The organism is Alicyclobacillus fastidiosus, from assembly GCF_026651875.1.
In the GTDB taxonomy this organism is placed as follows: Bacteria; Bacillota; Bacilli; order Alicyclobacillales; family Alicyclobacillaceae; genus Alicyclobacillus; species Alicyclobacillus fastidiosus.
Genome location: NZ_CP104067.1, coordinates 1,367,183 through 1,390,116, shown reverse-complemented (window position 1 = coordinate 1,390,116; position 22,934 = coordinate 1,367,183). Strand labels below are relative to the sequence as shown.

General features: G+C 47.3%; 19 protein-coding genes and 2 pseudogenes. 8 read left to right on the top strand and 13 right to left on the bottom strand.

Annotated features, from left to right (window positions below; translation table 11 throughout):
* Window positions 1–34: 34 nt before the first annotated feature.
* Complete coding sequence (locus NZD89_RS06915; protein ID WP_431308695.1) at window positions 35–988, bottom strand: formylglycine-generating enzyme family protein; 954 nt, start codon at window positions 986–988, stop codon at window positions 35–37.
* 1 nt (window position 989) lies between these two features.
* Window positions 990–2,480: a sulfatase family protein gene (locus tag NZD89_RS06910; protein WP_268007002.1), complete on the bottom strand. Its 1,491-nt coding sequence runs from the start codon at window positions 2,478–2,480 to the stop codon at window positions 990–992.
* 285 nt (window positions 2,481–2,765) lie between these two features.
* Here NZD89_RS06910 and NZD89_RS06905 point away from each other — a divergent pair, with 285 nt between their 5' ends.
* The 3 genes from NZD89_RS06905 to NZD89_RS06895 all read left to right on the top strand — a co-directional run bounded on the left by NZD89_RS06905 (window position 2,766) and on the right by NZD89_RS06895 (window position 4,377).
* Window positions 2,766–3,407, top strand: coding sequence for a TetR/AcrR family transcriptional regulator (locus NZD89_RS06905; RefSeq protein ID WP_268007001.1), 642 nt, complete (start codon window positions 2,766–2,768; stop codon window positions 3,405–3,407).
* Between the two features lie 157 nt (window positions 3,408–3,564).
* Window positions 3,565–3,879 (top strand): hypothetical protein, encoded by a 315-nt coding sequence (locus tag NZD89_RS06900; RefSeq protein ID WP_268007000.1) that lies wholly within the window; start codon window positions 3,565–3,567, stop codon window positions 3,877–3,879.
* 336 nt (window positions 3,880–4,215) lie between these two features.
* Complete coding sequence (locus NZD89_RS06895) at window positions 4,216–4,377, top strand: aspartyl-phosphate phosphatase Spo0E family protein (RefSeq protein WP_268006999.1); 162 nt, start codon at window positions 4,216–4,218, stop codon at window positions 4,375–4,377.
* Here NZD89_RS06895 and NZD89_RS29500 read toward each other — a convergent pair.
* Window positions 4,353–4,523, bottom strand: coding sequence for a DUF3973 domain-containing protein (locus NZD89_RS29500; RefSeq protein WP_488798535.1), 171 nt, complete (start codon window positions 4,521–4,523; stop codon window positions 4,353–4,355). The two genes, NZD89_RS06895 and NZD89_RS29500, sit on opposite strands and share 25 nt — an antisense overlap.
* Before the next feature lie 55 nt (window positions 4,524–4,578).
* On the opposite strand from NZD89_RS29500, the gene NZD89_RS06890 reads away from it, so the two are divergent.
* From NZD89_RS06890 to NZD89_RS06875, 4 genes and pseudogenes are all read left to right on the top strand, one after another.
* Entirely contained in the window at window positions 4,579–5,109 is a 531-nt protein-coding gene (locus NZD89_RS06890) for a sugar transferase (RefSeq protein ID WP_268006997.1), read from the top strand.
* Between the two features lie 298 nt (window positions 5,110–5,407).
* On the top strand, window positions 5,408–6,304 hold the full coding sequence (gene galU / locus NZD89_RS06885; protein WP_268006996.1) for a UTP--glucose-1-phosphate uridylyltransferase GalU: 897 nt from the start codon (window positions 5,408–5,410) through the stop codon (window positions 6,302–6,304).
* Window positions 6,305–6,322: 18 nt separating this feature from the next.
* Window positions 6,323–7,690 (top strand): sugar phosphate nucleotidyltransferase, encoded by a 1,368-nt coding sequence (locus NZD89_RS06880; RefSeq protein WP_268006995.1) that lies wholly within the window; start codon window positions 6,323–6,325, stop codon window positions 7,688–7,690.
* 160 nt (window positions 7,691–7,850) lie between these two features.
* Window positions 7,851–9,478 (top strand): annotated as a pseudogene (locus tag NZD89_RS06875) (IS1182 family transposase).
* 13 nt (window positions 9,479–9,491) lie between these two features.
* On the opposite strand, the pseudogene NZD89_RS30085 reads toward NZD89_RS06875, so the two are convergent.
* From NZD89_RS30085 to NZD89_RS06830, 8 genes and pseudogenes are all read right to left on the bottom strand, one after another.
* Window positions 9,492–11,143: pseudogene (locus NZD89_RS30085) on the bottom strand (IS1634 family transposase).
* An 858-nt stretch (window positions 11,144–12,001) separates the two neighbouring features.
* Window positions 12,002–12,853, bottom strand: a complete 852-nt coding sequence (locus tag NZD89_RS06860; protein WP_326492915.1) for a carbohydrate ABC transporter permease — start codon at window positions 12,851–12,853, stop codon at window positions 12,002–12,004.
* Entirely contained in the window at window positions 12,850–13,788 is a 939-nt protein-coding gene (locus NZD89_RS06855) for a carbohydrate ABC transporter permease (protein WP_268006994.1), read from the bottom strand. Before NZD89_RS06855 ends, NZD89_RS06860 begins: the two co-directional genes overlap by 4 nt.
* Window positions 13,789–13,902: 114 nt before the next feature.
* The gene (locus tag NZD89_RS06850) at window positions 13,903–15,201 is read right to left on the bottom strand and encodes an ABC transporter substrate-binding protein (RefSeq protein ID WP_268006993.1); all 1,299 of its coding nucleotides are present in this window, start codon (window positions 15,199–15,201) and stop codon (window positions 13,903–13,905) included.
* Window positions 15,202–15,297: 96 nt separating this feature from the next.
* Window positions 15,298–16,128: a sugar phosphate isomerase/epimerase family protein gene (locus NZD89_RS06845; protein ID WP_268006992.1), complete on the bottom strand. Its 831-nt coding sequence runs from the start codon at window positions 16,126–16,128 to the stop codon at window positions 15,298–15,300.
* Window positions 16,129–16,323: 195 nt separating this feature from the next.
* On the bottom strand, window positions 16,324–17,181 hold the full coding sequence (locus NZD89_RS06840; RefSeq protein ID WP_268006991.1) for an AraC family transcriptional regulator: 858 nt from the start codon (window positions 17,179–17,181) through the stop codon (window positions 16,324–16,326).
* Window positions 17,182–18,219: 1,038 nt separating this feature from the next.
* On the bottom strand, window positions 18,220–18,738 hold the full coding sequence (locus NZD89_RS06835; protein ID WP_268006990.1) for a transposase: 519 nt from the start codon (window positions 18,736–18,738) through the stop codon (window positions 18,220–18,222).
* A 74-nt stretch (window positions 18,739–18,812) separates the two neighbouring features.
* On the bottom strand, window positions 18,813–19,802 hold the full coding sequence (locus NZD89_RS06830; RefSeq protein WP_268006989.1) for an ISL3 family transposase: 990 nt from the start codon (window positions 19,800–19,802) through the stop codon (window positions 18,813–18,815).
* Here NZD89_RS06830 and NZD89_RS06825 point away from each other — a divergent pair.
* Complete coding sequence (locus NZD89_RS06825; protein WP_268006988.1) at window positions 19,795–20,064, top strand: sugar transferase; 270 nt, start codon at window positions 19,795–19,797, stop codon at window positions 20,062–20,064. The genes NZD89_RS06830 and NZD89_RS06825 overlap by 8 nt on opposite strands.
* Before the next feature lie 279 nt (window positions 20,065–20,343).
* Here the strand turns inward: NZD89_RS06825 and NZD89_RS06820 are convergent, their stop codons facing one another.
* Both NZD89_RS06820 and NZD89_RS06815 read right to left on the bottom strand, forming a co-directional pair.
* Window positions 20,344–21,360, bottom strand: coding sequence for a PdxA family dehydrogenase (locus NZD89_RS06820; RefSeq protein WP_268006987.1), 1,017 nt, complete (start codon window positions 21,358–21,360; stop codon window positions 20,344–20,346).
* 431 nt (window positions 21,361–21,791) lie between these two features.
* Window positions 21,792–22,787, bottom strand: coding sequence for a 2-keto-3-deoxygluconate permease (locus tag NZD89_RS06815; protein ID WP_268006986.1), 996 nt, complete (start codon window positions 22,785–22,787; stop codon window positions 21,792–21,794).
* Window positions 22,788–22,934: the final 147 nt, after the last annotated feature.

The following is a 22,934-nucleotide window of genomic DNA, read 5'->3' as shown; positions in this document are numbered from 1 at the left end:
TGATCCCTTCTCTCCGTTTGTCGTGTGCATCTGACTAGGCGTCCCGCGCACAGCGAAACCCCATGTGTCCAGTCGAACTATCCGGCGTGTTGGAACTGCGCGCGGCCACTCGATAACGATTGCAATACGAGGCGTGGCACAAGTAGGAGCCCCCACGAATCACTCGGGACTGTCCCGTCTCTGGGCCCTTCGGGTCGACTTGCACGCCGGTGGCGGGATGATGTGGACTAAACCAATCGGCGCACCACTCCCATACGTTTCCGGACACGTTGTACAGTCCGTACCCATTGGCGGGAAATGAACGCGCTGGTGCCGTGCCGAAATATCCGTCCGCCCCTTCATTCACGCGTGGAAATTCACCCTGCCAAATGTTGCAGTAATGCTGCCCGTTCGGGGTGAGTTCGTCTCCCCACGGATAGGTCTTCTGCACGAGCCCTCCGCGGGCGGCGAACTCCCACTCCGCTTCCGTAGGTAAGCGTTTCCCTGCCCAGGCGCAGTACGCGAGTGCGTCGTTCCAAGAGACGTGTGTGACGGGATGATCCATCCGATCCAGAACACTCGAGTCCGGACCTTCTGGCTGCCGCCAGTAGGCACCCTCGACTACCCACCACCACGGCGTGCCTTGCACTGCCGTCTTCACCGCCGACTTTCGCGTTTGCGCTGAAACAAACTGGTAGAAGACGAAAGACCAACCGTACTTTTCCGCTTCTGTCACGTACCCGGTGTCGTCGACGAAGTCGGCAAACTCCTGGTTCGTCACGGTACATGCATCGATATAGAACGGTTTCAGCTGGACGGGCCTGACCGGCCCCTCACCATCCGCCAAAAACCCATCCTCACTCGCCGTGCCCATAAGGAAAACGCCGCCAGGGATGTAAATCATCTCTTCAAGACGCGTCCCACTCGTCCGTTCTGGCCCAAGGTGCGCTCCCGCTCTGCTCATCGCTCCTGCGAGACCTGAGCGGTTCGGCGAACAGCAATCACCCATTTTATCCCGCCCCCTTCACAATGAACCTACCTGCATCACTATCCCTTGGCACGACATCCGAAGTTCGCAAATACCAATCGAGCAGTATCGACTCCATCGACTGCCTGATTTGTGCGTAGTCCGGGTTTTCGTACACGTTGTTCAGTTCCAATGGATCTTGCCGTAAATCGTATAGCTCGTTCACATCATCCGTGCGGCGGACCAGTTTAAAGTCGAGCGTGCGCATCATCGTCGTCCGACACACACTCTCTGGGCGCTCCTGTTGTTGCCTTGCCTTTGGCCAGTAGCAACTTTGCGGATTGTTGGCAAACCATGCGTCACGAACGGGATCGCCTTCGAAACAGTGCGGCTCCCGCGCGTCGTACCCGCCTTCTGCAAAGACGGCTCGCAGCGGATCTCCCGTCGCCCCGGAGAGTTGAGAAACGAGTGATTGAGCAAAATGGTCGTGTCCTGCTTCAATCCCGGCCAGTTCCAATACCGTAGGCAAAATATCGAACAACTCCACCTGTTCAAGCACGGTATGGCCCTGGCAGCCGTTTCGCGTGCGAATCATCAGGGGAACGCGCGTGAGACAGTCCTCCATCGCGTTCGGCCACTTTTCGACCAACCCGTAGTCCCCTGCGTAGTCACCATGGTCCGACGAGACGATGACGGTCGTAGCGTCGGACAGTCCACTAGATTGAAGTGCGTCCATCAACTCTCCGAACACGGCATCGACGTGACTAATCATCCCTAGGTAAGTCGCCTGAATGCGCTGCAGGGTATCGTCTTGAATCTCATTCAGGTGTCGATAGGACCGAATCAGTTCGTGGTACGACGGCTTTCCCTCGGCGACGACAGGTTTTAATGGGGGCAATTCGTCTGGACGATACATACTGTGAAATGGCTCCGGCGCGACGTATGGTGCATGTGGCATGAGTGTCGGAAGAAACAGCATAAATGGTTGTTCCTTGGCCTCTTCCGATTGTAAGAACTCAATCGCCCGTCGAACGTTGATTTCCGTCTCCGTCAAGCCCTGCTCCCCGTCCTCCGGCTTTAGCAAAAAGCTGTAAAACCGAGGGTCGTCATTTGCATATGGGTTGTGCGCCTTGAAGTCCCCCACCATTTGTCTCCTGATTTCTTCGGGAGTCCTGATAGCGTCGTCACCGAGCAATTCGCAGAGCGCATCGTCCGAGTACAGGTGATTTTTCCCGAACCACTTGATTCGGTACCCGGCCTCCTTCAGATAACCAAAGAGACTTGGCTCGTGCGGCCGCAAAAGGTGCCACAACGTTCTATGCCCGGATACGTGTGGGTACAATCCGGTCATCATGCTACAACGCGACGGTGAACACACGGGATTCTGGACATGACACTGGTCAAAACGAACGCCCTCGAGTGCGAATTTGTCAAAATTGGGAGTTCGCACACTGGGATGTCCATAGCAACCCAGACTTTCGGCCCTCATCTCGTCTGGAAAGAAGAACACAAAATTCATCGCGGACTTGCCCATCTAACTCCTCCATTCCATGAAGAGCTTCATCAAAGTAGCGCACAGTCATGACGAATATCTGTTTACACTATGTTAATAACAATTTACACTGTGTAATTGAAAGCGTCAACATTCCCTGAATCGTGAATATTCTCGCTTACACACGGGTCAATATCCAGTCAAATGTATACTATTTATATTGGAAATCTAGGTTTTGTTATGATGTATAACAAGTTAGTGGTATTGTAAAAAGAGCTGAAACGATAAGTTACGGTATGGTGAGGTCGTCAAAAGGAGCGGTGTACCGTGGAACATCGACGTCAACAACGATTCGACACAATGCGCAATCTGATGAAAGAAGATATTTTGGACGCTGCATTTCAATTGATCCTGGAAAAGGGCATTTCAGCAATCAGCATCGTCGAGTTAGCCAAACGGGTCGGTACCAGCCGCGTGACCATATACAAGTATTTCAACTCGATTGACGAGATCATTTTTCAAATCCAAACAAAAGTGCTCTCAGATCTGAATGTGTATCGGGACTTTGAAACGTTATCTGGAAAGACGGGTGCGGAGAAACTACTTAGCTTATTACAAAAATATGTCGACCTGTTTCAGACCCACCATGAGCAGATACGCTTCACAGCGATGTTCGATCACGCGTATCACGCGTCGTACCCCTCCGATGTACTGCAGGATATGTATCGCGATTTTATCCGCAATATGCGATTGCCGTTAGAACAACTCATCGCCATTGGCATGCAAGATGGTTCGCTTGCAAAGAACGTGAATCCAAAAATATTAGCTTTGACACTGGAACATTCGACGCTTGGCTTGATGCAACATTTGGCCACGAGGCGAAATGTATTCACACATGACTCTATGGAAGAGGACCTATTAATTTTGGAACAATTCGTCGTGACATTTATGAAGTCACTGACGACTTAACCTCCGATTAGAATATTCGCTAAGGCTCCCCATCGTCGGGCATCCCGTACAAAAGTCTTTCCGATTCAGTCACCCGTGGACGGTACGTGTGTTGATTCAAGTAGAAATACATATTATGTTACATGTGAGAGGTGATGTGTCCGTGGTGGCAGTTGTCGTGAAATTTGTCCTAGGCGAAAACACCAGATGGGAAGCTGAAAGGATAGCGGATATATTTACTGCCTTGTTAAAGAAACACAGTGGCCCTTTTCATCATGTTGACTATCTCGGCGAATATGAGCTAGGAGAGTACATGGGGATTGTGTATTGGGAGACTAGAGAAGGAGCAGAAGAGTCGATTCGCGCTTTTTTACCGTTTCTGAAGCGAATGGTGGAGTACAATTCTCAATATCCAATCACGTTAGAGCTGTTTGACGTCTACAAGCCAAAAGAAATTGAGGTTGACATCGATATTAAGCAGTATGAGTTGTAAATAGATGGATTGAAGGATGCGTTCGTGTGTGCATCGAATCATTCGAAAATATAATAATGAAGATTCAGGAAAGTTTAGCGTACATATACCAAAGCAATCGTAGTGACCTGCATTTCGCGCTGGAGAAAGGCATCCCACCACACGGATGCTTTTTTCGTACGCCATTGGGGCTGTGTACAACTCATGTATCCAGAGATATAGAACGCACTGATTTACGTTGGTTCGTACGGAATTCGAACAATTTTCGAGACGCCGACTGTGTTTGACACCCTTCGACATTTCTTTTGTGATAACGTCACTGTACATAAAACAGTATTTTGGCTCAAGGGGATAAAAATGAACATATACAGGGATTTAGAAAAAATCGAGGAGTTACGTCAGAGTTTGATTGCCACAGCAGAACGATACGAGTGTCTCACACATCCGCACGTGGTAGATATCAGTCGTCAATTGGATACGCTCATCCATAAAATTCAATTGGCGTTTAAAGGTTTGTAAAGATCGCTACTTTTTGAAGTCGTTCGACCACTACAAGTCCCAAGCGGAACGTCCTTTCCATCTACGCGCCTAAACCCAGTTTTAAAAATCAGGTCATCTTTAGCGTGTTGAAGATGTATCTTCAAACACTTCATGCAGTAATACATTGAAGTCACCTGTTTTTTACTTTATTATACACAATTCTTATGAATATACTATGTTTTGCATCGTTGTATTGCTTTAGCCATTAAGTTGGATGACCGGGGCCCCGTCCTATTCACCCAAATTCGATCCGGCCTCAATGGAAAACCTTTCAAAATGCACAAGTTCCGCAGCATGCGGGTTGACGCCGAAGCGCTGAAAGCGCAACTCCTGCAGTTGAACGAAATGGATGGCCCCGTGTTTAAAATGAAAAACGACCCACGTGTGACTCGAGTCGGTCGCCTCCTCCGGAAGACGAGTTTGGATGAGTTGCCACAATTCCTCGACGTACTAATTGGCAACATGAGCCTTGTCGGTCCGCGACCGCCATTGCCGTCCGAGGTCAACCAATACGACCCTCACCACCGCAGGCGCTTGAGCGTCAAGCCGGGGATCACCTGCCTGTGGCAAATCAGCGGTCGCAACGAAATCAACTTTGACGAATGGGTCGATCTAGATTTACGTTACATAGACAACTGGTCCTATCTCGAGGATATTAAGATTCTCGCCAAAACGATTCCAGCTGTCCTTCGTAGACGAGGGGCAAGTTGACAGGTGAGCCTGTGACTTTAGCGTTAATGACAGAATATTATATAACATATAGAACCGAGCGTCTTCGGCGCCTGCCCTGTTGTTTAATCAATTCAAGGGAATTTCAAATTCCGTGGGTATAATTTACTTATCTCGCGGGATTTTGGGTGGCGATACCTGGCGTTTCCCTAATCACTGCACTAAATAGCTTCGCACATATTTGCCCTATCTAATTGCCGTAATAGTCACGCGCCATGAAGCCAACAGATAGCGTCATTTCGCTAGCAACTATGAATACGAAGTCGTCTGGAGAGATCTCATGAAAACCAACTTACAACCAGTCCGAAAAGCAGTTATCCCCGCCGCAGGACTCGGCACTCGCTTTTTACCTGCGACCAAGGCGATGCCAAAAGAAATGCTTCCCATTGTCGACAAACCTACCATCCAATACATCATAGAAGAGGCCGTCGAAGCAGGAATCGAGGACATCATTATCGTCACAGGCCGAGGTAAACGCGCCATTGAAGACCACTTCGACAGGACCGTGGAACTTGAAGAACTGCTTGAGTCCAAACAGAAGCTTGAGCAACTAGAGGAAATCCGCTCCATCTCTAAGCTGGCAAACATTCACTACACCCGGCAAGCTCAACCACTCGGCCTTGGACACGCCATTTGGTGCGCACGCCGATTCGTTGGGAACGAACCGTTTGCTGTGCTTCTAGGAGACGATATCGTCCGCGGCGGTGCACCAAGCCTCCGTGACATGATGGAATTGGCACAAGAGTCCCAAAGGTCCGTCATCGGAGTAAAGAATGTGCCTCTCGAGGACGTCTCTCGCTACGGTATCGTCGACTGTGATCCATCTGAATCCAATGTCGTTCAAATTCGCGATCTCATCGAAAAACCAGCCCCTTCATCCGCCCCCTCAACACTCGCGATCATTGGCCGTTACGTGTTGACTCCAGAGATATTCGAATTTCTGGATAAGCAACAAATTGGTGTCGGCGGGGAAATCCAGTTGACGGATGCACTGGTCGGCCTCAACCAACAGCAACCTATGTACGCGTATAGATACGGCGGTCAACGATTTGATGTTGGAGAGAAGCTTGGATTCATTGAGGCAATCCTGGAATTTGCGTTAATGAAACCTAATTTGCGAGACTCCGTACTAAACTTACTTGAAGGCATTATAGAGGGCGCTAGGAGCACTCAGTAGTGAAGGAGCGTGTCATCCATGAAACTGATTTTATTGTCCGGTGGGTCTGGTAAACGTCTATGGCCCATGTCGAATGATAGCCGCTCCAAACAGTTTTTACGGGTTTTAGACGATGGACATGGGAACATGGTTTCTATGCTCCAACGTGTCTGGTCGCAGCTAGAACACAATGGTCTACAATCGAATACTTACATATGTGCTTCCAAGGCTCAACGTGAGATTATTGAGTCCCAGATCGGTATATGTCCGTTTATCGAAGAGCCTGCACGCCGGGACACGTTTCCAGCGATTGCCCTTGCGGTGACCTATCTAGCAGACGTCGACCAATGTGCTGACGATGAGGTCGTTGCAGTTGTACCTATTGACCCTATGGTAGATGATTCATATTTTGAGTCTATAGGTCGCCTAGAGAATGTATTGTTACAATCACAAAGTGATTTGGCCCTTATGGGTGTTCGCCCTAACGAAGCATCCGACAAATTTGGTTATGTACGTGTGCGTGAGGGTGAAATCGACCGTGATTGGCTAGAAGTGGACTCTTTTATCGAGAAGCCGCACAAGGAGATTGCCGAACAGTTAATTGCCGGTGGTGCACTGTGGAATTGCGGTGTGTTCTGCTTTCGGATTGGCTATATCAAACAATTCCTAATAACACAGGGCTATTCAGCATCCTACCACGATTTGTTACAGCAGTTTGAATCGTTACCAAAGAATAGTTTTGATTATGAAGTGGTAGAAAACGCAGAGCGCATATCGATTTTACCCTATGCCGGTCAATGGAAAGATCTTGGTTCCTGGGAAACTCTGTCAACCGAATTCGCCAGTGATTTTGTGGGACTAGGGAATATCGAGGGGTGCGAAGAAACACATGTTATAAACGAATTAGGGATTCCACTTGTAGCAATGGGCTTACGGAACTCGATTGTGGTAGCAACACCTGATGGAATTCTCGTCTCTGCTAAAAAGGACAGTGGCGGGATCAAGTCCATTGTGAACGAATATGGTGACAGGCCAATGTTTGAGGAACGTCGATGGGGCACCTATCGCGTACTCGATTATCAAAAGTCAGTCGATGGAATAGAGGTTTTAACAAAGTTTGTACAGATAAGTGCAGGTCGGAATATCAGTTATCAAAAGCATTTATTGCGCAGCGAGGTTTGGACTATAGTAGAAGGACATGGAGAGATTGTATTAGACACTCGTATCATGCCTGTGCAGGCAGGTGACGTTGTTCGGATCCATACCGGTCAGTGGCATGCCATTTGTGCCAACGACAACCTGTCCTTTATTGAAGTTCAGAGAGGCACAGAATTAATAGAAGAAGACATTATTCGTCGCTGTTTAACGTGGTCCGAGATTGTATCTCTTTGCCAAGTTCTTGCATAAAGAAGCTCACACACTGGTTATACCAAAGGGGGTGTCCCAAAAGTACTTCGGTACTGAGGGGCGCCCCGTTTTATCTATATATGTTCAAATTTTACTGTTTGTACACAAAAAGAAATCGCTCATTTCGGTAAAATGTAAGTGACAAGCAAACATCAACCGAATGGAGCGATTTCTTTTGAGTAACGTTACCTTCATTCAATATAACATGGGACAACTTTTCCTACCAATGGATTTGGAAGACCTGATTCCTGCGAATCATGTTGTGCGTATTGTAAATGACACCGTAGAGCGAATGGACGACGAGTTATTCTTTCAATACTACCCCGGCGGCGGTCGAAGCAGTTTCCATCCGAAAATGCTGACCAAAGTTCTTGTTTACGCATATACACAACGAATTTACTCCTCTCGTCAGATCGCTAAGGCGCTACGGGAGAACATTCATTTTATGTGGCTCAGCGCGCGTCAAACGCCCGACTTCCGTACCATTAATCGGTTCCGTTCGGAACGGATGAAGGACATTGTAGAACAAGTTTTTGCAGCGGTACTTGAACTGCTTATTGACGAAGGGTACGTAAAGTTCGAGCATTACTTCCTGGATGGAACCAAAATTGAGGCGAATGCGAATCGCTACACCTTTGTCTGGAAGAAATCCACAGACCGTTTTCAGTCTCGGTTACAAGCACAAATCCGGGAGTTGCTGACGGAAATCGAGCAAGCAAACCAACAGGAACAACGAGAATACGGAGAACGAGATCTGGAGGAGTTGGGAAAGGACCAGGACCAGCCTATTACTTCTGAACAGTTGGATACGTTGGTGACCTCTCTGGAGCAACAGCTGAGTGAATCCCCAAAGAACAACCCCTCCGCAAGGCGATACGGAAAATCCGTAAGGACTACCTGCCTCGATGTGAAAAATACGAAATGCAGCAAGCTACATTTCAGGACCGTAACAGTTTCAGCAAAACAGATCCGGATGCCACCTTCATGCGGATGAAGGAAGACCACATGAAGAACGGACAACTTAAGCCTGGTTACAATGTCCAAGTGGGAACGGAAAATCAATTCATTGTTGGATTTAGTATTCACCAGAGACCGACCGATACGCGTTGCCTCATTCCCCATTTTGAACAAATGTGGGAACGGTTCGGCATCTTACCCCAATCCGTGATAGCAGATGCCGGATATGGTAGTGAAGAGAACTACTCATGGTTGGCACATGAAGAGATAGAAGCCTTCGTAAAGTTCAATACATACTATCAAGAGCAAACCAAGCGTTTCCAAAATGATATTAGTCGGTTTGAGAACTGGATCTACGATGCTGAACGAGATGAGTACATCTGCGCTGGCAATCAGCGACTGACGTTTCGGTACGAACGAACGGTCAAAACGGAGGCAGGCTACTCATCGAAAAAACGCTATTACCAGTGCGACGCCTGTGGGACATGTCCTCTCAAGAATCAATGCACCAAATCGAAAAACAACCGCCAAATTGGAGTCAGTGTAACTTTGCAAGAGCACAAGCAAAGAGCACGAGCGAACTTGACAAGCAAACGTGGACGGAAGCTATCCGTACAGCGAATGGTGGAGGTGGAAAGCGTGTTTGGTCAGATCAAAGGAAATCGGGGATTTAGACGATTCCTCCTGCGGGGCATTCCGAAAGTCACCATCGAAATGGGGCTGGTGAGTGTCGCGCATAACCTGCTCAAAGTGGCACTCGGCTTCGACAGTCGTAGATACACGAAATCCCGAAACCCGTTGGTGCTTCTAGGGTTTCGGGACTGTGGATAACTTCGTGTGGTGCCTACAGCGTATCTGTGGATATGTCCGAGAACAACGGTGGATGTTCGTAACCCAGCGCTTTCAGGATTTGTGCCTGCTCCGGGGTTACTTCTGTTCGCTGCCGGACTCTGCCGCTACCAGCTTTGTAGGTTACAAGGTGCATCTCGTTCATGACAGAACGGATCTCTCGCCATGTGTGGCTAGTTCGGTTCTCTGCCACCCGAACCAAAAGTAACGAGAGCCAGCACAGTAGTACATGTGCCCGAATCCGCTCATTCTTCCTGTGGTACATCGGGCGCAATTCCATGGTCTGTTTCAGAGAACGGAATGCCGCCTCAACCTGCCAGAGCTGCTTGTATCCAAGGGCCACATCTTCCGCGGACAGTGTGTCGTCTGAGGTTCGGATCAGATACTTTCCGTCCAGTCGTTCCATCGCCTTAACCGCCTGGTGGTCAACTGTGAGATTGCCACGCTTGTCCGACTTCAAGTAACGCTTGAAGGTCGGGTGACTTTGCAATCGACAGTGCGCCTTGGTGTGTGCGTCGTTATCCAACTCCTTGAGTCGTGCGAGCTCTGCTTCCAGGGCCTTGAGGTGTGCCTCGCGCCGAAACGCATCTCGGCGAGCTTCATCTGGGTTGCGAACGAGCACATATCGGACCCGTGCCTCACCGTCTCCTACGACGATTTCCTTTATTTCAAGGTTATCCCGTATCGTTTTAAATCGCCCAGGACGAGACATGGCATCTTCGACTGTCTGCTTCCCAGAGGTCATCTTCTCTCCAGCAATGTAATGCCCTCCGGCTTTCTGGAGTTCACGTAAATTGTCCTCCGAGCTGAACCCACGGTCGACGACCGTAACGACGCGTCCGAGACGCCAGCCAATGAGGTCCTTCTTCACTTCTGGAATGACGGTCATGTCTGACGTGTTCCTGGCCATACCCAACACCGCACAGGGATGCCGTCTCGGGTCACTGCAAAACCAATTACGACCTGCGGTAAGTCCGGCCGGTGGTCCTTGGAGTAGCCGGGTTGCTTCAGACTGTCTTCTTCCGGCTCGTCATCCATTTCAAAGTAGCTTGACGTGGTGTCAAAGAACAGTAAGTCGACTTCCAGGTTCAACAAGTCGGCGACAGTCTCGAACACTTCTCTCTGGATGTCTACGTCCGATTCAATCAGGAAATCCATTGCACGGTACCCCTGGTGGACCTCAAAGTTCTCAACACCGGGGAGTGCGATGTCTCGCTTCACCCAGTCCTCCATGCCAAGCTTGCTCGAGGGGTCCAAGGCTCGATTGGCGACCATCGCAAAGATGGCCCGCTCTATCGGGGCTTCATATTTGCGCTGTGCCAGACGCTTGGATATGGCTTGACCCACGCCAAGTTCATGCCACAACGAGTCGACGATATAAGCGGTGCCAAACGTTTTGCTATCGAGCAGACTCAACTGCACGCTATCCTTGGGCTCCGACGCAACGGGTTCATCACCAAGGAATCGTGAGATGCTCGCGGCAAGCCTCTTCAATCCATCCATGTCCACTTCATCTTCACGCCCGAAGTGGTAGAGGACTTTCGCTTGGGGATTGCCGGTCTTGGGATTGCGTTCATTATGGGCAAGCTGCACGTAGGACGTGACAGAACCGTTTTTATTTTTTCGTGATATCCGCCGTATGTACATGTCTACATTTTAAAATCATATGTTCTACGAAGTCAACTACTGTGGATAACAATACTAGTTATCCACAGAAATTCGCATGTCTACAACTTTTCGTAAAAATGCCTACATAAAATAACCGGAATTCCGCGCCGTTACGGGATTCCGGTTATCCACAAATGCTTATAAACGGGTTGTAACTGTCGAACCCGAGTGGCAGCGTCCCTCGCCTAGATGAGGAACGCCGCCACTTCATTATTTTCCTCGTTGAAAACAGTCCCAGTAACTTATAAGCGTGTCCCGCCAGGCATACAAATGCCTTTTGGGACACCCTCTTTGGTTCTTCTACGACCACTATTTTCAAACGATAAATTCCATTGCGGCTGCATGACATTTCTAGGCGCATAATAACGGTCTCAGCACCGTTTGTAAACACTTGATGGAAGTTGGTGATCAAATCTTTTATGTGAACTCCGGCGCTACTGTGTCTAACGGACGTGAGACCGCCTAGCTGGGTGGAAATGGGTAGTATGGAGGAGTATCTGGCCTCAGTACTGAACTCGGCTGGTCCATTTCCTCGAGAGTAGTAACCCAGGAAAGAGTGATATAGTTTTGCCAAAGCCATCGTCTTACAAACGTAACAGCGATATGCCGTTAGGGGAATTTTTTTCACTTGTCGTGGTTCTAACAGATAGGGGCGGCGTGTGTGGTCGCCATTGCTGGCAGCGTAATGGTTCGGGATGGCAGTGGCCCATTTAAACGTGAACATCTCCCCGCGCAGACATCCTTGGAGAGGAGGCGTGCAGGGAGATGGGTAAAGAGTATTGAGCTGTTCAATTATAGGACATCGCTGTGTTAGTATTCATTTCTTAGCTCAATCCTCTAGCCCTTAAGTCCAGTCGTTGCAATCCCTTTCGTAAGGTATCGCTGGAAAAATATAAAAATGATAAACACGGGTATCAGGGACAGCATAGACATTGCAAACATTTGCCCCCATTGGCTCGAGCCCTGCTGATCCAGGAAACTCTGTAATCCTAATGCAACTGTATACTTCGAAGGTGAGTTTAAGTATACCAATTGTCCAAAGAAATCATTCCACGTCCAATAGAAGCTAAAAATCGAAATGGTTACAAGAGCCGGTTTGGTCAATGGGAGAATAATTCTCCAGTAAATCTGAAACATGTTGCAACCATCTATTTTGGCGGCTTCATCCAGTTCCTTTGGGATGCCTCGTATAAACTGAACGGTCAAAAACGTAAAAAATGGAGATGCTCCGATAAAGCTAGGCACGATTAGTGGATAGAACGTATTCACCCAACCGATTTTATGAAACACAATGTATTGTGGAATCAGGGTCACCTGAGATGGCAGCATCATTGTGATCATGAGCATTGCGAAGAGAGGAGCCTTGAAACGGAACCTTAAACGCGCAAATGCGAACCCTGTTAATGAGGACGTAAACAAACTTCCGATAACCACCAATATCGCGATAAAGAAGGAATTTCCGAACATTTTCCCGAAATTCACGCCAGGTAATGCAGACCAGCCCTTCGTGTACTGCGTGATGATCCAATGCGTGGGGAAAAGATTGCTAGAAAAAATATCGCTATCAGTTTTGAAGGATGAAAATGCCATCCAGATGATTGGATAGAGCATAAACAGACCAAATATGATCAGGAAAATGTGAAGAAATCCTCGTGTCAAGATCGTATTTTTTCGCTGTTTAGCAATCACGATTGATCCCCTCCGTCCTCATAATGTACCCAAAATTTTGAAGTTAAAAAGAGTAAGCCCGTTATTATCGCTATCATAATCAGCAATCCCCAAGCCATAGCCGATGCGTAGCCCATTTGGAAATTAGTAAAGGCTTGTTGGTAAAGATACAACGCGAAGAGAAGTGTTGAATTCATTGGCCCTCCGCCGGTAATGACAAAGGCCTGCGTAAATTGCATGAACCCCTCGATCACGGCCATGATTAAATTAAAAAAGATGACCGGAGATAACATAGGGATGGTGACGTAGAAAAACTGTTGAACTTTTGATGCTCCGTCAATCGATGATGCATCATAGTAGGAATTTGGAATTTGTTGAAGCCCAGCCAGAAAGATTACCATAGTTGAACCGAACTGCCACACCGAAAGCAAACTTAGGACATAAAGTGCGTAATTCGGGTCCCCTAACCAATCAGGGCCGTGGATACCTACTAAACCTAGAACTGTGTTGACGAGACCGGTTTGCCCAAAAATATTTCTCCACATAATCGATACCGCAATACTTCCGCCGATGAGCGAAGGAACATAATATGCAGATCGATACACACCAATGCCTTTGATTTTTCGATTTAGGAGCATAGCTATGAATAAAGCAAATACTATTCTGAATGGAACTGATGAAAAAACGAATATTGCAGTGACTCGAACTGACTCAGCGAAATTGGGGTCTGATGTTAACATTTTCTTGTAATTAGAAAGTCCTACCCATTTTGGAGGTTGTAATAGGTCGAAATTGGTGAAGGAAAGATAGAGAGAAGCAATCATCGGCCCAACCGTGAGTCCAACTAAACCGATAAGCCACGGAAGAAGAAAGATAAAGGCACTTTTGTCGTACTTTGAAGCAAGTTGTTTTCGAGCTCTACGTTTAATTACAAAATGGTCGAGTTTCGTAGCCAATTAAAATCCCCCATTATCGCACAATCCCCATACGGAGAAAGCGGTTACTCCACGGAATTATTTATGTGAGTAACCGATTCACCTGTGGGGTACTTAAACTAAAATAGCAACTGATCAGTTGTTAGCATTCTTCAAAATTTGATCTGCTTGTGTAAAGAATTGATCCGCAGCTTGAGTCGCACTAAGTTTTCCGAACTCATTTTCTTGAGTAATATTTGTAAATAGTGTCGAAACTTGAGTTCCCGCAGCCGGCTCGAGTGGGGACATCGGTGTTGCAACCTTAAGTTCAGCTTGAGTTGCATTCCACGCTGTATCCTGGTTTTTTGGCAGTGTTTTGTGAAGAGCGGCAGCCACCTTGGACGATACTGGGAGACCACGTGACAGGCCCAAATCCTTGCCTGCAGTCAAACTATTTTCAAGAAAATTGACCAATTCTTCTGCCTGTTTTGGATATTTAGACTGGGAATTTACCGACCAGTACATTGTGGGACGTGGATAATTTCCTTCTTTACCTCCCGCAACACTAGGAACCATCATCATCCCCAGAGATTCTTTGAGATAGGACTCATAGTCGTTAAAGTCAGTATCACCCGTAAAATCAAAGGAAAATGGCGTTTTCCCTGTCGCAAAGGCGCTTTGAGCTTCAGCAACATTTGCCTGAGACGCAGTAAAAGAGGCCGGGGGCGCAGCCCCAGACTTACGCAAAGATGCCCAATAATTCAACCAATTCTCGAAAGTCTGTTTGTCAAATCCTAGTTTACCCGATGCAGTATACTCATTCTCGCCATTTTCGCGGAGATAAAATTGAAACGCAACTTCGTCTCCAGAGAGATCTGGAGTACCATAGACTCCCTTTACTTTCTGTGTTACCTGGTTTGCAATTTTGGCGTATTGAGTCCACGTTAATTGTTCATTCTGTGTGATGGTCACGCCGGCCTTTTGGAGCAAACTGGGATTGTAAAACATGGTAACCCCTTCAATACCAGCGGGAATAGCGTACAGATTCCCATTAATAACACCAGAATCTAGAGCAGCTGAACTAATAGATGACGTGTCAATGGCATTCTTGCTTAGAGAAAGAAGGGCGCCCCTTTGCGCATAGCTTGAAAGGGTGGAAACATCCTGTTGCATCACGTCAGGGCCATTACCACCGCTCAATTCTGTTGTTATTTTTTGCCAATATCCGTTCCATCCTGAATAAGAAACATTTACTTGGATGTTCGCATGTATCTTCTCAAAGTCCTTAACAGCCTGTTCAGTCACTTGGGCTCTGGAGTCATCTCCCCACCACGCCATATTTAAAACAATCTTGCCATTAGAGGAACCAGAACTACCTTGGTTTGACGAGCAACCTGTCACTAAACTGCTCACTACCAAAACTGCTCCGACTACAGTTCCACCGATTCTCTTCATAACCTCATCTCCAATTCCCAAATTCACTTGAGTCCCAAGTTATCACAGCGAATCCAAAAGTTTTTTTCATATTTCCTCCCCTTAAAGGTAGGTGTGTTATTTCCATGACTGGCCGAGTTCACTGAGTAGGTCCTTAAGTGCATCCGTAGCGACGCGAAATAACTCTGGGCCACTAAATCCTTCAAAAGTTCTTGACTGAGCCAAATGCGGCTCAATAGATAAAAATCCCTCGTATCCCTTTTCAAGCATCGCCCTCAACACTTCTTTAACCTCCCCATCGCCTTGACCTACGGGGACAACTCTATTTCCTTCAAACAGTGCATCTTTGATATGGATGTAATCACAATACGGTTCAAGAAAAGGAAAAGCTTGTGTAAACGGTTTCACTCCGCATTGAACGAAATTGGCGGGATCGAATGCACAACGTAAATTCGGAGATGAACAGGTTTTGAAAATGTCTAGGCAACGCTCTGTGATGTCTCCGTAAATATCCTTTTCGTTTTCATGCAGTAGGGTGATGCCAGAGAGACTGGCCCTGTGTGTTAATTCCTGTAGGCGATTCATCACTTCGTTTCGGTATTCCTCAGCCTTTTGTCCCTTCGGGATAAAGAATGAGAAAATCCTAATATATTTTGTATCTAAATGACTGGCTACACGAATCGCATGTTCAAACTTGGTTAGATGCGTTTCAAAGTCATCTGTAATTAAAATTTTCCCGATGGGAGAGCCGATGGCTGATACTTGGAACTCTCTTGCCCGGATAGTTTCCCTTACTTTTTCTAGCTCGATATCCGTCAGATCAAGAACATTTTTATTCCAGACACCCCGGAATTCGAGGTGCTGAATCCCGGTCGATTCGAGTACATCAAGTTGCTCTGTCAAATCTGAAGAAATTTCATCTGCGAAGGCGGTTAAAGTGACCATCATAGCACGCTCCCTTTTTCATATCAAAAGTGGAGGACAAAACACGCAATAATACGGTTCGTGGATTAAGGATCGCTTTTCCTATCCATATCTTAGCAACTTCAGATGTATTAAGGACTGCAAATATTGATCTGAATTTTACAATAATTGATGTAAAATATAGGTTATCGAGAGTTGGTGTTAGTGGACATAAACTGACTACCTATGGCGGTAAGCCTGCGGAGAGACGCCCACATGTTGGCGGAAGAGCCTGCTAAACTGCGTTACGCCAACGCCAACTTCTTCGGCAATTACACCAATTGGCTTATTGCTCTCCGTTAATAGTCTCTTTCCCTCCTCAATCCGAAGTTTTGTGCGATATTGATTGATGGTCAAACCCGTTACTTGTTTAAAACAGTGGCACAAGTAATGTTTGTTTAGGTGAACCTGTACCGCAAGTTCTTCGAGTGACAGGCGGTTGTGGAACCGTTCGTTGAGAATACGCAACACATGTTGGATGTTGGCTTCGCGCTGTCCTACGAATTGAACAGCGGGCCTACGCGATAATGTGTCTTCATATTTGCGCAGAATGCGTGCAATTAACACGGTCAAAAGCGACCGTATGACATCCTTGTAGCCCAGCTCACGCCGCCGTTGTTCCTGCGCCATACAGAAGAACAAATGTTCAATTTCACAGCGCTCTTGCTCACTAAATTGAATTCGTTCGCCACCTGATGTTTCAAACAATATACTCATCTTCTCCTGAATCGATGGATGAAGTTCATGAACCATATCTTCTACACGAAAATTCACGACACTTCGCAAATATGGAACCCTTAAACTAGGTTTGACGAGATGCATAATATCCCCTCGAAAAACCAGCATGTCTCCAGGTGATAGGCTGTAAATTTTGTCCCCAATGATGTAATTGGCTTCTCCATTTTGAAAATAGTAGATCTCATATCCACAGTGCGTATGTGGATATGAGACATTTGGTGCTTTCCCAGTCTTCCGATATTGTACATAGACGGTATCCTGAGTGAGGATGCTGTTTGTCTGGTAATCTGTCCTATGCATACGTCTTCCTCCAAGTCCGAGTCTTCCACCAGTAACGTCAACACAGACGCCATGTCAGGCGCTTTTCGAGTTTGCTAGTTGCACTAGTCAATAGAACCAGTTGTACAGCATGAAAGACAACCTTGCCAATAAAGATTGCCACAACAAGGAAACCTCAAGTCACCCCACAAGAATTTTAGCTAGGAGTTCAGCATTCGTATCTTTACCACAGGCTAATAACGCTTATGACGACGCCGGAGCATCCGAGGTATACCAATCCCGTCACAATAATTGCGTTGAATCAATGGTTCATGAAGTCTCGAAAAACACTCTTACGATCCCTATCGCTTAAATAGTCCTGCTACCAGGGTTGCCACAGCAATCGGAAGAGCAAATAATGTTGCGGTGCCACCCCACATCCAGCCAATAGAGTTCAGAATGTTCCATGAACAACCAGGTTTCAATACTGCGAACCACGGTTGAAAAATACCACAAATATTCCCACTTCCAGAATGACAATCAATAAACCTCCTATGTAAAGGCAAAAATCACGGATCAACTGATACGTGGTTTTGATCGGTGGAGGAGAGGCGATTCGAACCCAGGTCCCAAACATGGGAGTGTACTATCTAATCATTTCCTGCAACTGTGATGACTACTAAACGCATGTTGTGTCGTCATATACCACTTATCCAGTGTACCTACATTTGGGCTTTTAAATATTTTGGTTTGAAATTGAAACGTTTACATATTACCTGATATATCATCAGCAACAGGTCGGGCGGTTTTCTTCTAAACATACTAGTTAAGAAGATTAAGTCACAAAACAACGGAAAATCGGCTAAGAAATGCAAAAAGGGACTTCGCAGTCGAAACCGCGAAATCCTTTTATACTATGGTGTCGAGGACGGGACTTGAACCCGTACGAGTTTCCTCACACGCCCCTCAAACGTGTGAAAGTGTCAACAGCGGTTTAAAACTGGTTCTTTCGTGTTTTTGGTGAAGAGCCTTGTCCGTCAGTGTAGCAATCGACAAATTTCGCACGGAGAAGCAAATTGGTCACAACGCGCTGCTTAGCACCCGAGCCCTCAACAGTGAAAAACTTGCTCTGCCGTACATCTGTCTTTTTAGGGTTTTTAGTCGGTTCACTTGGCCTTCCACTTGACCATTGCTCCACGGTTGTGAAATACCTGCGTAGACTGCATCGTAATCTTTTCGCATCCCTATGGCAAAATTCCGAAGTTCGCGGATACCACAACTCATCGCTTTTTCCAGCCAATCGTCTAATCCAGCTCCATTTCGCGTTTTCATCAGTCTATAAAAGGATTGAACCAGTTCGTTCGCTACACTAGCCCCGTCGACTTCGGCCAAAAGGGTATTAAAATAAGGAATGTCATCGTCCTTCACGTGTTCTCGTTGTTGAGTCAGTAACTTCGCAGCTGATCTTGGACTGACGCGATGATGTCGAATGACGGGCTTATCGCCATTTTTCTGTAACCGTCGAAGATTTGCGATGTATTGGGACAATGTTGAACGAGAGCCGGCGTAACCCTTCTCACGGATTTTTTCGAGAATCACAGACCAGACAGAGATTGCTGGACTAGGTCGGCAATTTCTTGTCGGTACGGATCTAACAAAGTACCTTTGGATTTTCAACGAGTAACGGGCAATTCAGTCCACGACAAATACTTACGAATCGTTTTTCGACTCAAGCCCGCCTCCCGCGCAATCGCGCGTATCCCCGGTCCGTTTTCACGTAAATGTTGAACACGTTGAACTAGATCCCATTTCATCTGGCGACGCTTGAGCTTATCTTGTTCTTGATGCGACGGCTTTGTGGACTCCTGGGCGCGTTCAACAGGATCAAGGTCTTCTACATGGTCTCGAGTGGGTAACCGTTGTCGGCTAACGAACCGTTCCACCGCGTCTCCTAAGTTCTTTAGAATGTGCCAGCGGTCAGCAATTTGTTTGGCGGAAGGTAGCCCTTGCCGTATAGCATCAGCGTATATACCAGCACGATCGCGGCTTACGATGCGTATCCCAGGATGTGTGCGCAACCAATCCGCAACACTGGATACACTGCGATCCGGCAACAAATCTAGGAGTCGGTGGTGTTGTAAATCCACGATAATGGTGCCATAACGTTGACCGCGTTTATAAGCCCAGTCATCGATGCCGACAACTGAAATGTCTTCGTCATCAGCTTTGACCGACTTTTCTTGAACCCTTCTGAGCAGTGTATCCTTGGATACTGAAAAGCCCAAGCGCTGGCAAAGGGCGACGCCAGGGTTTCCACCGAGGGAAAATCCAATTTGCGTCATGATTCTGTTTAATCGTGTTGTTTTTCGTTGAGATGATTCTAGAAAGCCAGGGAAGCGTTCGGAGGATATTCTTCGATGACAGTGCGGGTTTGTACAGAAGAACTTTCGTGCCCTTACACGTAACACAACTTGTATGTCACACATGGGGATATCTTCGACTGTTCGATGGTAGTGACTGTGGACACGACTGGTCCAGTGTCCGCAGTCGGGACAGTGATTACCAGAGGAGGTCGATGAAAGGTGCAAAACAACGAGAGATGAAGTGAAATATCCATGCGATCCGGTGAGCTCGGGAAAGACGCTGGAGAGAAGCTTGTCCATATTAATTGGAAACATGAGCCTTGTCGGTCCACGATCGCCATTGCCGTCCGAGGTCAACCAATACGACCCTTACCACCGCAGGCGCTTGAGCGTCAAGCCGGGGATCACCTGCCTGTGGCAAATCAGCGGTCGCAACGAAATCAACTTTGACGAATGGGTCGATCTCGATTTACGTTACATAGACAACTGGTCCTATCTCGAGGATATTAAGATTCTCGCCAAAACAATTCCAGCAGTCCTTCGTAGAAGAGGGGCAAGTTGACAAAGGGAGTCTACTTCTCCCCCCTTATCCCAGAAGAATTCCATGGATGTTCCAACATACAGGCGTGAGAAATGTCGACGGGCAAATCGATGGCCATGAAAATGACCTACACAAGCGTGATGTAAGTGAGAAGGGAAAACCCCCTGGCCGGTAGGCCCGGCCGTTCGTTTCATAGTTCCAGTCCCTCGAGCGGCCTGCGGTATGGCTAGATCCGATTTTGCAGCAATACGGGCCACTGGGTCGCGCTCTACGCTGAAAGCTATCGTGCATAGATCTTTCTCAATTTAAAGCTACTCCGTCTCCGCTAACACGTAAAATTGTTTCGACCAAACCGTCGGGATTGGCAATTCCCTGTCCAGCAATTTGTAGAGCACTTCCATGGGCAACAGTCGCAAAGGTCACTGGAGTGCCGATTGTAAATGCACTACCTAGCTGAGGTCCCGCCAATTTTATGGGGATATGAGCCTGATCGTGATACATTGCGACACAGACGTCAAATTTTCCATTCAACAAGTCGGGAAACAATGAGTCGGCTGGGTACGGACCAGTAACGTTCAATCCGTCCTCCTGCGCCCGTTGCACAGCTGGCCCGATTTCCTCTATCTCTTCCCTTCCAAACATGCCGGACTCCCCAGCATGAGGGTTTAGTCCCGTTACCGCTACGCGAACGTCATGGTGCACCAATTTTTGAACAGTGTCGGCGGCTGCGCGAATCGCTTGATAAACAAGATCTTGCTTTATCGCATCAATCGCCTCCCTGAGCGAGGTGTGTAATGTGACATTCACAATGCGTAGGTTTCCTGAAACGAGCATGAGAAAGGTATTTGTCAGTGGCGTATCGGTCAATCTAGCGACAAGTGACGGGAATCCGTCGAAAAAAACTCCGGCCTGCTCCACCGACTTTTTGGTATGTGGCCCTGCAACGACAGCCTGAACCTCCCCTTTCATCACCAGCTTTACGGCACATTCAATGTCACGTAGTGTGATGCTCCCTGCCACTGCACTGATCTTACCAAACTCTATGCTTTCTGTTCCGTTCACGTCGTCTGACACGTCTAAGAGATCGATTTGCCCTGGGATAAACTCCGAGTCCTGGACCCTATGCACTACATGTAACGGCGGAATTTCCAAATTACACTGAGTCCAATACCGACGTATTACCTGCTCATGTCCGATGAGCAGAGGTTTACATACGTCGTATATTCGGCGATGCAATAGTGCCTTCAGAGCAATTTCTGGCCCAATCCCCGCAGGATCTCCAACGGTAACTACCACGACTGGTTTTTTATACGGCAATCATGCTCCCCCCTTGGTACAACACCTCAAGTGTTTATAAACAACAGCGTTCATCAGTGTCCAAACTTTAGCAGTCTATTAAGCCCCGGATGCACCACCGGACAATGCGGATTTCCTCCTACAAAAGCGGGCTTCACTTGTAAACCCTACATTTGAAGTTAAAGGAATTCCCTCTTCCACGAACCGAAAATTCTGTTAAATCAAGGCGCAGCCGAATGAACTCGGTCGAGATTGAGATTTTGGCTACATTTATTCTGCCTGGGATACTCATGGATTGAGATCTCCGCACTCATAATCCCACCAATGAATGCCCTAGTCATCTATTGTGCTTTGAACCAAGTAGATAGGTCCAATTCGAAAAATCACCTCTGGCCCAGTCATTGGATGACCAATTTCTTAAACGACGAACTGACGGTGGTTACTTGAGAGGATTATGTTTGTGATGCAGCGGTTTCTGCCGAAACACTTCCTTCCTTCCGTAAAACCTCTTGTCCCCTGCCAAACCTCTTAGCCACGCGTCCCGTTATCAGCGGGACTAGAATAGAGGTCATTACAACTGCTGACGCGATTTGCACGGTGGCCGATGCAACATAAGGCTTGTAATGAGAATCTACTAAGGCAACAGCAGCTGGCGTAGCAATGGTATTTCCAGCTGCGGCAGCTAAGCCGGCTCCCGCATATCCCGGTCGTCTCAAAATATATCGGTCTGCTAAGAACGTGCATCCTCCGCCAATAATCATGACCGCCAACCCCAAAAGAATTCCACTCAGACCTGCTTTAACAACATTTGTAAGATCAATCCCTGCGCCAATAGTAAAACCGTTAAAAGGAATTACAATGGCGGTACCCGCACCAAATAGCTTTTCGAAATCATGATCAAGATTCCCAAGTATCACACCGACCACTAATGGAACGAGCGCCGCAACTAATGCTGTTATAGGGATATGAGCAAGTCCAGTTACTCCGAGCGTAAGCATGGCTAAAAAGGGACCATCGTGAATATTTAACACAGACATCGCCGCCGAATCAGCGGTCTCTCCGTATTGTCCCATTAAAGCGAGGTATAAGGCGCCGTTTGCACCCGTCACGGAACTCACAATAGCAAGTACCGATATCCCTAGAACACCAGCAACACCAAATATTTTGGCGACAATTAGCCCCAGCAATGCGCCAGCAGCGTACTTTGCTACCAATAAGACAACTCCACGCTTTAGAGCTTCTGGAGCCTGGCGCAATTTCAGTTTGGTACCAATAAAGAATAGCTGAAGACCAATCAATGTTCCGACGCCTGCGCTCGAAAAGATGGCGGTAGTAAATGAACCAATCTGAAGTACACTAGGCAAAAATGTGTGGATAATGGCCGCAATGATTAGTGGAACAACCATCATCCCCCCCGGCACGCGTTGCACCGTCTTCAAGATTTTCATAGATATTATCCCTCCTGGCTTCAAAAGTTGAATCTTTTGCACCGTCACATACGCTTAGACCGTTCATCATCCTTGCTGGGTTACGTATGATTGCGGTTACATAGATACAATAAGCAAATTGCGTGCCATGATGGTTGATTAGGGCTT